General features: G+C 71.9%; 2 protein-coding genes. One reads left to right on the top strand and one right to left on the bottom strand.

The window, feature by feature from the left end; all coding sequences use genetic code 11:
* Nucleotides 1-27: 27 nt before the first annotated feature.
* Nucleotides 28-1,134 (bottom strand): MacS family sensor histidine kinase, encoded by a 1,107-nt coding sequence (gene macS, locus E1295_RS47990; RefSeq protein WP_132642046.1) that lies wholly within the window; start codon nucleotides 1,132-1,134, stop codon nucleotides 28-30.
* 113 nt (nucleotides 1,135-1,247) lie between these two features.
* Here macS and E1295_RS47985 point away from each other — a divergent pair.
* The coding region (locus E1295_RS47985) for an MHYT domain-containing protein (RefSeq protein ID WP_166427803.1) at nucleotides 1,248-2,094 on the top strand (847 nt) is incomplete at its 3' end.

Raw genomic sequence — 2,094 nt, 5'->3', positions numbered from 1 at the left:
CCGCATGACGCCGCCCCGGTCGCGGCGTCATGCGGGGAGGGTGATCTCGACCTCGGTGCCCTGTCCGGGGACGCTGACGATCGAGACGTCACCGCCGACCTCGGCCATCCGGCCCCGGATGGAGCGGGCGACCCCCAGCCGCCCCTCGGTCAGCGCCTCGTCCAGCCTCCCGTCAGGGATGCCGGGCCCGTCGTCGCGCACGCTGACGGTCACCGTCCCCTCACCCGGCTCGGCGAGCACCCACGCCCGCGCCGACGGCCCGCAGTGCGTCCTGACGTTGTCGAGGGCGGCGCCGACGGCCGCCGCCGCCTGCTCGGCCACCGGCGCGGGCAGGACGAGCGGGGTGGCCGGGGTGGAGACCGTCACCTGGGACGAGGCGTGCCGCAGCAGCAGCGTGCGCAGGTCGGCGGAGCCCGGGGCGCCGCCCTCGCCGGGGTGGTCGGCGACGAGGCGGCGTAAGGCGGCCTCCTGCTCACCGGCGAGGCGGCCCAGTTCGGCCGCCTCGCCACCGAGCCGCCGGCCGCGCCGGTGCACCAGGGCGAGGACCTGCAGCACGGAGTCGTGGATGTCGCGGGCCAGGCGGTCGCGCTCGCGCTGGGCGGCCTCCATCTCGACGGCCCGCTGCATGCGTTCCTCGGCCTCCTTGGCGAGCCGGGCCACGTGGCCGACCACGACACCCGACAGGAAGAGCAGGACCGCGCCGTTGACCAGGAGGGGTACGTCGGGGGCGCGCACGCGCAGCCACAAGTCGGCCGCCGCCATGACGATCGCCGCGACCGCTCCCGCGCGCCTGCCGCCGTGCACGGCCCAGGCCAGCACGGGCCCGGCCACCCAGGTCGCGGGGACGGGGGTGGTGCCCGCCTCGCCCTGCGCCGCGCCCTGGACGTACGGCGAGGCCAGCAGGCAGGCCAGCACCACGAGCAGGTCGAGCACGAGCAGCGGCCACCGGCGCCGCGCGGCGGCGGAGTAGGCGAAGGTCGCCGCCGCCGTCCACACCGCCATCACGCCGATGACCAGCCAGCCGAGCACCGGCTGCTCGTAGCCGCGGTTCTGGGCCATCAGCACGATCGCGTAGCCGAGACTCGCGGCGCGGAAGACGGCGATCGCCCGCCAGAACGGCCCCTCGATAGCCATGAGCCCTTCTCATGTTTCCGACACAAGAAATTGACAGATAGTTGCAATATCCATGCGAAAGGGACATCCCCGATGGCAGAATCCGGGGACCCCTAATGCAAGGAACGCTACAGATGTCCGCTGTGAATCATTTCACCTATGGGCCGCTCACGCCGCTGCTGGCCTACGTGATGTCGTGCATCGGGTCGATGCTCGGCCTGCGCCTCACCGCGCAGGCCCACGCCTCGCGTGGGGGTTCCAAGGTGCGGTGGCTGCTCGGCGCGGCCATCTCCATCGGTGGCACGGGCATCTGGGTGATGCACTTCATCGGCATGATGGGCTTCCAGGTGGAAGGCACCCAGATCAAGTACGACGTGTGGCTCACCGCGGCCTCCGCGGCGGTCGCCATCATCGTCGTGGGCACCGGCCTGTTCCTCGTCTCCTACGGCCGCGGCCGGCTCCTGGCGCTGCTCGGCGGCGGCCTTCTCACGGGGCTCGGGGTGGCCTCCATGCACTACCTGGGCATGTACGCGATGAACATGTCCGCCCAGGTCTCCTACGACCGCGTCACCGTGGCGATCTCCGTGATCATCGCCGTGGTCGCCGCGACGGTCGCGTTGTGGTTCACGCTCCGCGTCAGGAAGCCCATCTGGATCACCGGCGCCGCCATGGTCATGGGCGTGGCCGTGTCCGGCATGCACTACACCGGCATGTACGCGATGCACGTCACGGTCGACTCGCAGCCCGGCGTGGTCACCGGCGCCGACGCGCTCGACTTCCTCGTGCCGCTCATGACCGTGATCAGCCTGATCACCCTGACCATGCTCCTCATGGTGATCCTCTCGCCGACGGAGGAGGAACTGCACGAGGACGCGGAGCTCCTCGCCAAACTGGAGCTGCGCCGGCGCACCGCGCAGCAACAGCAGCAGCTCGCCTTCCCCACTCCCGGTGCCGCGCCGGCGTCGATGCCGCTGGCCGCCC

Origin of the sequence: Nonomuraea mesophila (assembly GCF_004352805.1) — a bacterium.
GTDB classification, from domain to species: domain Bacteria; phylum Actinomycetota; class Actinomycetes; order Streptosporangiales; family Streptosporangiaceae; genus Nonomuraea; species Nonomuraea longispora.
This window is presented reverse-complemented; position numbering and strand designations above follow the sequence as displayed.